This window comes from Actinoplanes sp. NPDC051633, from assembly GCF_040681735.1.
Taxonomy (GTDB): Bacteria; Actinomycetota; Actinomycetes; order Mycobacteriales; family Micromonosporaceae; genus Actinoplanes.
This window is the reverse complement of sequence record NZ_JBFAZH010000315.1, coordinates 1-7,254: the sequence shown is the minus strand read 5'-3', so window position 1 is coordinate 7,254 and position 7,254 is coordinate 1. Positions and strand designations below refer to the sequence as shown.

Below are 7,254 nucleotides of genomic sequence, written 5' to 3'. Positions count from 1 at the left end.
CCGCCGTGATGCACGGCGGCCGGCGATTTTTTAATTGGCATTGACGGCGGCGGCGTCGTCGTCCATTCTTGAATCCGGCAAGGCACCGAGAATCCGCGAGGGGAGTGACCGTCATGACGCTGCAGTCCGTTTGCGCAACCGCCCAATCGTGGGCGACGTGGTCTGGTGTCACCATGCCCGTCGTGTCGGTCGAGCCGCGCCCCCGAGGTCACGAAAGCAGTCGTGAGCAGGAGCGTTGGGCCGGGTAGCGCAGGAGGAACTGTGTCTGCGCCGCCCACCTCGAGCCGAGGACCGGGCGGCTTTTTCGTGCTCCGTAATTGTCCTGCGGGCGTAGCTCAACGGTAGAGCGCCGGTTTCCAAAACCGTCGGTTGCAGGTTCGATTCCTGCTGCCCGTGCGTACCCAAGAATGGTCATTTGAGAACTCAACAATGGTGACAGTAAATCGTCCGTGAGGCTGAGGTGGGCAGACCACCGGACTCTCAATCCGGAAGACCGGGTTCGACCCCCGGACGGACGACGACGTGGCTGTAGCACAACGGAAGTGCGCCGCCTCGCCACGGCGGATACCGGGGTTCGACTCCCCGTAGCCACTCTTCCCGGGGCCTGCGGGCATTTCGTGGCCGCCGCCGGCCCGGATTTTGCGAGCTGGTGCAATCGGCAGCACACCCGGCTCTGAACCGGGAGATCGGGGTTCGAGTCCTCTGCTCGCAGCGCGGTGCACTTTGGAGGGTTGGCCGAGAGGTAAGGCTGCGGCTTGCTACGCCGTCGACAGGGTTGCGGTCCTGCGCAGGTTCGATCCCTGCACCCTCCGCTTTGTTCCCATGGCGCAGCTGGACAGCGCGCGACGCTACGAACGTCGAGGTCGCAGGTTCGAATCCTGCTGGGAACGCGTACGGGTCGTGGCGCAGCTTGGTCAGCGCGCTCGGTTTGGGTCCGAGAGGACGCCGGTTCGAATCCGGCCGGCCCGACGTACTCGTCTCGCATCATTGGAGGAGCCAGCCGACAGCCGGCGCCGGCCACCGTCTCGAAAACGGTTGGGGTGTGAAAGCCCGTGGCGGTTCGACCCCGCCCTCCTCCGCAAGCCCGTATAGCTCAGCTGGAAGAGCACCGGTCCCACACACCGGTTGTCCCAGGTTCAAGCCCTGGTGCGGGCACGGCTCGTCACATGGTGATCGTGGTGTACCGGTGTGCACGCCAGAGTGTGGTTCTGGAAGACGTGGGTTCGACTCCCCGCGATCACCCTTCGCCTTCGTAGCTCAGCGGAGAGAGCGCCAGATTCCGAATCTGGAGGTCGCCGGTTCGACCCCGGCCGAGGGCTCAAAGAACACGGCCTCGTGGCGTTCCGGGCGGAGCGCCCCGTCTGCAAAACGGGTGTCATTCCGGTTCAACTCCGGGCGAGGCTTCTGAGCCGTACCGGCGACGCCGTTCACCCGTAGCAAACACTCCCGAGTGTCTCGCTAGTAGTAGTAGGCGTGGGCGGTCGCCGGTGCCGCCCCGGCCCGACGGACCGCCCGCATCAGAGCAACGACCACCTGGTTGAACAACCGATGGTCAACCCCTTCCGCGGTGCCCGACGGATCACCCGCATCAGGATCGAACACCAGGTTTCCGAGCGGATGACCGTCGGCGTCGGCCGGCCAGACCTTTCGGGTCGCCACCTCCAGGATCACGAAACCGGTCTGCTGGTCGGCCTCCCACCGGTAGAGCACCTGCTCACCGGTTGTCTCCCCCTTTGCCCAGATGCCGATCGAGGCGGTCATGGTCAGTCCCTTCGCTGGTAACCGAAGCCGTCCCTGGCTGCGGCCTCAGGATCCCACGTGAAGCCCGCGTCATTCGTTGCGGTGTGCGAGCGTCCATAGCTCCGGCTACCCGTGCGGGCCATGTATTCGGCTTCGAATCGCTCGTGCTTCAGCAGATCGATATCGGCAGGATGCGGATTGCCCTCAGCGAGCCGCTGCCAGGCCTCGGCCATGCGCGGATTGGCGTCGAAGCGTCCCACGATGTTGTCACCGTAGAGATCGAGATTATGTTCTTCGCGAAACACGTGGTTCTTGATCTTTGCGATGTCATCCGGGGTGAAGCCGTGTGCCTGTGCCGTTGCCGCGATGGCCGGAACCTCCTCGTCGCTAGCCCGGAACGCCTCGTAGGCGTCGTCAGCCCACTGTTCTTCAAAGTCGATGTCGCCTCGTGGACGCCGCAATTCGCCGCCGGTCTGACGGACACCGGCTTCTGACCCCGGCGCATCGGCTCGGCTCAGCTTTCGCAGCGCGTCCTTGATGTCATCGATCACTCGGGTCAGATCGTCAATCTTGCCGTTGAGGCGGCGCAAGCTGTTCAAGAGGGCGCGGACGAACTCCTGAATTCGGTTCACCCATTTAGCCGCCAAACTTGCCACTTGCCCGATGACGACCGGCGTGGCGATGCCCAGGGTGAGCCCGGCCTCGGCCAGCCATTGCGGCAATCGGGCCGCCAGCGTCGCCACGAACTGCGAGATCAGGTCGCGGACGATGCCACGGACAAGCCCTACCAGCAGGCCGGCGCCCTCGACCGCGTACGAGATGGCATTGGCCGCCGTGGCAATGCCACCCATGGCGTCGAGATGCTGGGCGGAATGGTTGCGGTAGGCGTCGCCTGACGCGCCCAGCCACTCGGCGGTCTGGAGTCGGATGTCGCTTGCGAACTGCACCTGACTCCGAGACACCGCGGCCGAGACGTTGCGCCAGGTGGCGGCATGCGCGGCGATCTCGTCGGGATTGCCGGCAAGCCAGTCCAGTGCCTCCTTCAACGGTTTGACATGCTCCATCAGCCAGCCGACGCCCCACGCCACCAGCGACCCGAGCGGATCGAGTGCCATGCCGAGGACGTCGAGCGCGCCGCCCACACCGCCAAGCGTGGCGTCCACCCAGCTGTTGTCGTGGATGCCGCCGCTGATCTGCGCGGCGTCCTCGACCAAGCCGAGCCCGGTGTACCAGGTGGTCGAGCTCTGCGCCTCCCCGACCAGTGGGTTGGTGCTCACAGCGGAAGCTCGAGGTCAGGGCCGCCGGCGTTGTTGACCCGGGCGGCCCCGCTCGCGTCGGTGGCATTCATCGACGAAGCGGTAGCCCGCAGCTTAAGGGCGGACTCGGTCAGCGCTTCGACCGCATCCCCGAGGGCCTCTGACGCTTCCATGAACAGTGGACTGAGAAGCGCCGGTAGAAATTGGCAGAGTTGCCCGTACGCCAGGCTGTCCATGGTGACCTCGCGGACGGCGCTGCGGGCCGTCTGCATCCCCTCGGCGGCCTCGTCCAGGGCAGCGGCGTGCCGCACCACGGCATCACTGGAGATCTGGAAGCCTGCGGTCACCGGTCGCCCTCACGATCGCGCGTAGCGGCGAATCGAGTATCGAATGAGTTGATGACGGCCCGCCCGGTCTCGGTGTCTTCGCCGACCGTCGCGCGTACCTGCTCGGTAACCCGCTTTGCAAGGGCTGTCTGCGCCGACCTCATCACGGTCATGATCTCGGCGGCGATGTCACGGCCGGGTCGCCCGCTGATGCGGTCGGTCAGTTCGATGTTCTCTACCTGGCCGGCCGACCCGACGGTCACTCGGACAGCGCCGTCGTTGCTCTCCGCCGTGCCGGTCAGCGCGGCCACCCGGCGAGATAGCGCGACGCTACGCTCAGCCTGCGTGTTCGCCTTTGCTACCCACGAGTCGAGCCACTCCTCGGCGGCATCGATGTTGTTCATGGCAACTCCGCTCTCATCGATGACCGTAAGCAGAGTACCGACTACGCGCTGCTTGTTCAGAGCTTGTTGCTGACACTTCGCGTGGCTTCCCACCGGTGGATCAGCCCGCGTCCAGGCGATCAAGGCGGCCATCGTCGACCTTCCTGATGGCGAATCCATCCTGGTCGCGAGTTCAGGATCCCGCATGACGCCGACGTGGTTGTGTCTGCGTAGCGTGACCGTGCGCAAGGCCGATCCCGGCAGTCGCCGGTGGTGCGGGTCAGCGGCGTCGCCCGGTGCGCCAGTAGCCTGCCACCATGAAGGTGTGGGGTGCGCTCCTGCTGGGTGTCGGTGGTGGCGCGGTGGCCGGCGTGCTCGGCGGGCGGCCGGTGATGGTGCCGGCCATCGTCGCCCTCGGGCTGGGTGCGGTTCTGCTCGGGGTCGGCGCCCGGCGGCGGGGCGGTGACCTCGTCGGCGACGCGACCGCGACCCGCACCCCGGCCGCGGGTGATTCGGGTCCCGCGCCGTTGGCCAGGCATCTCGGGTCGCGGGTGGAGCATGTGCTCAGACTCGCCGAGGAGCAGGCCGCCGACCACATCGCCGAGGCCGAGGCCACCGCCGCGCGGATCGTGGCCGACGCCCGCGCCGAAGCGGACCGGCTCAAGTCGACATGACCGAGCCGGCCCGCTGTCAAGCTGTCCGTCACCCACAGACGTCGGTGGTCATTGCTCGTCACACGTCCCGTTCGCCGGTGTTGCGCTGGGCCGGGTCAGGTGCGCCACCATCGCCGCGCGGGCGCACGTCGACGTCCACCAGGATGTGTGGCCGTCGCCCTTGCGGGTCAGGAACGCGCTGCCCTCGACCTGAGCGGCCAGGCCGTGTGCCCACGAGTAGTGCAGGGAGGCGTCGTGTTCCGCCTGCACGACGAGCGCCGGGGTGCCGGTCACGTTCAGGGCGTGCGGCGGGTTCTTCGCCTTGAGCGGCCAGCCGATGCAGTACAACGCCTGCCAGGTCTCCGAGGCGCCCTGCATGTGCGGCGCGATCTGCTTGCCGAGCTCGAGACGCTGCTGCATCTCACCCCAGGTGTGGACCTGGGGTACGTAGTCCATGCAGGCGTTGGCCAGCACGGTCCAGATCCGTTCCTGCGGAATGTTCGCCGGGGTGGCGAAACCCGACGCGTTGCCGGCGATGGCGTCGTGCAGCGCCTTGGACAGGGCAGCCCAGGACAGTTCGTCGCCGAAGATGGACGCGTACTTGAGACGCAGCACGCCCTTCGTACCCATCCGAATGTCCTCACCGGTCACCGCACGCAGCGCGCCCTCGACCGGGATCGGCCGCTTGTCGGCCCCGGCGACCAGCCGGTCGAACACCGTGAGAACGTCCTGACCGCGCAGCAGGCAGGTGGTGTTGGTCTGACACCAGTCGGCGAACCGGTGCAACGCGTCCTCCGCCGCGGCCGCCTCGCCGGCCACCTGATGCACCTCGGGCAGGCTGTGCTCGAGCGCGGCGTCAAGAACCATGGCACGGGTACGCCCGGGGAAGAGCTCGGCATAGTTCGCGGCGAGCTGCGTGCCGTACGAGAGGCCGAGCCAGCTGACCTGCCGCACGCCCAGCGCACGCCGCATCGCCTCGTGATCGCGCACCACCGAGATGGTGTCCATGTGCTTGAACCGCTCCCCGGAGACTTCGAGGCAGCTCTGCGCGAGCGCGCGGTTGTACCGAACGAGCTTGTTGAACTGCGCCTCGGTGCGCGGCCAGAGGGTGCCGTCCGCGGTGAGGGCCGGTAGCCCGCAGCGGATCGGCTCGTTGGCACCGAAGCCGCGCGGATCCACCCCGACGATGTCGAAGCGCTGCCGGATCTCGGCAGGGAAGAGCTCCTCGGCCGCCCGGACGTAGTCGGTCTCGCTGTCGCTGGGACCGCCGGGGTTGAAGAACAGGGTGCCGATCCGGCGCGCGGGGTCCTCCGCGGCGTGCCGAGCTACGGCGATCTTGATCGTCGGTCCCCGGGGATGGGCCCAGTCCAAGGGCACCGTCATGGTGCCGCAGTCGGTGGTGGGCGCTCCTTCACACGGCGCCCAGGAGACGTGGAAGGCGGGCGCCGCGCTGGCGGCGACACCGGTCGCGGCGACGACACCGACGACGGTGAGAGCGGCGATGGTGAGCTTTCGACGTGTCATGCTGCTCACCCTGTCGAGGTGCGGCAGCGCCATCCAACCGGTGGGCCGGTCGGCGGGGGTTCGGGTTTCTGGTGTGCGGACACGCCGGGCGTGCGGCGGCACGCCCACCCTCAGCCGGCGGAGAGCACCTCGCGCAGCTTTGCCGAGAACTCCGCCGGCTTGCCCGCGTAGCCGAACCGGTCGTCCAGGAAACCGCCGTGGTGGCTCGGGAAGACCGTCGGCTCCTGGCCGAGAAGCGCCGCCATCGCGTACGAGGTTCGCGACGTGTACGTGCCGGCCGTCTCCTCGGCCACCGCGATGACGATCCGGGTCGGCGCCGCCTTCAGGGCCGCCACGTCCGGCTGGTACGACGTGACCGCCCACGAGTTCTTCGACAGCAGCGGGTCGTCGCGCCTGCCGTCGTCCTCGGTCGGCATGCCGAACGCCGCCGGGTCGGGCGCGGGCTGGGCGAAGTACTCGTCGGTGTACTCGCCCTGCCACATCGTCATCGCCATGAACGCGGCCATGCCCGCGCCCCAGCCCTTCGTCTCGTACGCCTCGTTGAACGCCGCCCGGCCCCGGTCCGCGGCCTCGGCGTCCGGCAGGACCGAGTTGATCGGCGGCTCATGCGCCACCAGCGTGGCCACGTCGTCCGGATGGGTCGTGACCAGCTCGAGCGCGGTCACCGCGCCGCCGCTGCTGGCGAACAGGTCGACCGGCCCGCCGCCCAGCTCCTGGATCAGCAGGTGCAGGTCGGCCGCCTGCTGCTGCGGCGTGTTGTCCGACCGGCCGTCCGTGCGCTTGCTCCGCCCGAGCCCGCGCGGGTCGGGAGTGACGACCGTGCGGTCGGTGAAGTACGAGGCCAGTGCTTCGAAGCCGTCGGCCGTCATCGGCTGGCCGATCATCATCAGGATCGGCTGGTCCAGCGGCCCGCGCACGTCGTAGACGATCTCGGCTCCGGGCACGGCGAGAGTGTGCGTCATGCCGTCGACACTATGCCCTCAGCTGGTTCGGTGTGCGGGTGCCACCCTCGGCAAGCGGGCAGCCAATGTGGACGACGGGACAGGCCGGACCACTGACGTCGTCAGCCTTCTGTCAGGGTGCCGTCCTTCTCGATGTATGCCTCGCCCGTCTCCGGGCACACCCAGGTGCCGTCGCCCTTCGGCTCCAGCGGGCGGCCCGCTCTACCCACCCAGCCGATGCGCCGGGCCGGGACGCCCACCACCAGGGCGTGATCGGGCACGTCCTTCGTGACCACCGCGCCCGCCGCGACCAGCGCCCAACGCCCCACCGTCACCGGGGCCACGCAGACCGCCCGGGCGCCGATCGCCGCGCCCTCGCCGACCACCACGCCGACCGCGGTCCAGTCGTCGCCGGTCTTCAGCCGGCCGTC

The 7,254-nt window shown here is 68.3% G+C and carries 8 protein-coding genes and 12 tRNA genes; 13 read left to right on the top strand and 7 right to left on the bottom strand.

The window, feature by feature from the left end:
- The first annotated feature begins 324 nt into the window (after positions 1-324).
- From AB0M20_RS18960 to AB0M20_RS18905, 12 genes are all read left to right on the top strand, one after another.
- Positions 325-396, top strand: a tRNA-Trp gene (locus AB0M20_RS18960).
- Positions 397-444: 48 nt separating this feature from the next.
- Positions 445-518, top strand: a tRNA-Glu gene (locus tag AB0M20_RS18955).
- A gap of 4 nt (positions 519-522) precedes the next feature.
- Positions 523-593 (top strand) — tRNA-Gly (locus AB0M20_RS18950).
- 47 nt (positions 594-640) lie between these two features.
- Positions 641-712, top strand: a tRNA-Gln gene (locus AB0M20_RS18945).
- A 13-nt stretch (positions 713-725) separates the two neighbouring features.
- A tRNA-Ser gene (locus tag AB0M20_RS18940) sits at positions 726-812 on the top strand.
- A gap of 4 nt (positions 813-816) precedes the next feature.
- Positions 817-890, top strand: a tRNA-Arg gene (locus AB0M20_RS18935).
- Between the two features lie 4 nt (positions 891-894).
- A tRNA-Pro gene (locus AB0M20_RS18930) sits at positions 895-969 on the top strand.
- A 20-nt stretch (positions 970-989) separates the two neighbouring features.
- A tRNA-Ser gene (locus AB0M20_RS18925) sits at positions 990-1,079 on the top strand.
- Between the two features lie 3 nt (positions 1,080-1,082).
- Positions 1,083-1,155, top strand: a tRNA-Val gene (locus AB0M20_RS18920).
- A gap of 13 nt (positions 1,156-1,168) precedes the next feature.
- Positions 1,169-1,243 (top strand) — tRNA-His (locus tag AB0M20_RS18915).
- 3 nt (positions 1,244-1,246) lie between these two features.
- Positions 1,247-1,319 (top strand) — tRNA-Arg (locus tag AB0M20_RS18910).
- Positions 1,320-1,329: 10 nt separating this feature from the next.
- Positions 1,330-1,404: transfer RNA gene (locus tag AB0M20_RS18905), tRNA-Cys, on the top strand.
- Between the two features lie 54 nt (positions 1,405-1,458).
- Here the strand turns inward: AB0M20_RS18905 and AB0M20_RS18900 are convergent.
- Genes AB0M20_RS18900 through AB0M20_RS18885 form a run of 4 tightly spaced genes read right to left on the bottom strand, consistent with a single transcriptional unit; the run spans position 1,459 to position 3,858 of the window.
- Positions 1,459-1,761 (bottom strand): hypothetical protein, encoded by a 303-nt coding sequence (locus AB0M20_RS18900; protein WP_364299757.1) that lies wholly within the window; start codon positions 1,759-1,761, stop codon positions 1,459-1,461.
- A gap of 2 nt (positions 1,762-1,763) precedes the next feature.
- The gene (locus tag AB0M20_RS18895) at positions 1,764-3,017 is read right to left on the bottom strand and encodes a hypothetical protein (protein ID WP_364299755.1); all 1,254 of its coding nucleotides are present in this window, start codon (positions 3,015-3,017) and stop codon (positions 1,764-1,766) included.
- Positions 3,014-3,343, bottom strand: a complete 330-nt coding sequence (locus tag AB0M20_RS18890) for a type VII secretion target (protein WP_364299753.1) — start codon at positions 3,341-3,343, stop codon at positions 3,014-3,016. The genes AB0M20_RS18895 and AB0M20_RS18890 overlap by 4 nt, the downstream gene beginning before the upstream one ends.
- Positions 3,340-3,858, bottom strand: a complete 519-nt coding sequence (locus tag AB0M20_RS18885; protein WP_364299751.1) for a YbaB/EbfC family nucleoid-associated protein — start codon at positions 3,856-3,858, stop codon at positions 3,340-3,342. The genes AB0M20_RS18890 and AB0M20_RS18885 overlap by 4 nt, the downstream gene beginning before the upstream one ends.
- Positions 3,859-4,022: 164 nt before the next feature.
- Between AB0M20_RS18885 and AB0M20_RS18880 the strand changes: the two genes are divergently transcribed.
- A complete protein-coding gene (locus AB0M20_RS18880) occupies positions 4,023-4,379 on the top strand; it encodes a hypothetical protein (protein WP_364299759.1) in 357 nt (118 codons plus the stop codon).
- A 48-nt stretch (positions 4,380-4,427) separates the two neighbouring features.
- On the opposite strand, the gene AB0M20_RS18875 is transcribed toward AB0M20_RS18880, so the two are convergent.
- From AB0M20_RS18875 to AB0M20_RS18865, 3 genes are all read right to left on the bottom strand, one after another.
- Positions 4,428-5,882 (bottom strand): alpha/beta fold hydrolase, encoded by a 1,455-nt coding sequence (locus AB0M20_RS18875; protein ID WP_364299749.1) that lies wholly within the window; start codon positions 5,880-5,882, stop codon positions 4,428-4,430.
- A 110-nt stretch (positions 5,883-5,992) separates the two neighbouring features.
- Entirely contained in the window at positions 5,993-6,844 is an 852-nt protein-coding gene (locus AB0M20_RS18870) for an alpha/beta hydrolase (RefSeq protein ID WP_364299747.1), read from the bottom strand.
- 101 nt (positions 6,845-6,945) lie between these two features.
- Positions 6,946-7,254 (bottom strand): DapH/DapD/GlmU-related protein (locus tag AB0M20_RS18865; RefSeq protein ID WP_364299745.1); only part of this gene is annotated, 309 nt, incomplete at its 5' end.